General features: G+C 52.5%; 1 protein-coding gene. It reads left to right on the forward strand.

Features of this window, described 5'->3' with window-relative positions:
- Positions 1 to 202 (forward strand): anaerobic C4-dicarboxylate transporter family protein (locus tag HMPREF0077_RS10315; protein WP_004837970.1); only part of this gene is annotated, 202 nt, incomplete at both ends.

The following is a 202-nucleotide window of genomic DNA, read 5'->3' on the forward strand; positions in this document are numbered from 1 at the left end:
GCGTCCATCCTTCGGCGGCAAACCGCTGTCGATGGTACTGGTTATTCAGATGTTTATGCTGCTGACCGGGGCGCTGATTATTATCCTGACCAAAACCAATCCCGCGTCTATCTCAAAAAACGAAGTCTTCCGTTCCGGTATGATCGCCATCGTGGCGGTGTACGGTATCGCATGGATGGCAGAAACCATGTTCGGTGCGCAT

This window comes from Anaerococcus tetradius ATCC 35098 (assembly GCF_000159095.1).
Taxonomy (GTDB): Bacteria; Bacillota; Clostridia; order Tissierellales; family Peptoniphilaceae; genus Anaerococcus; species Anaerococcus tetradius.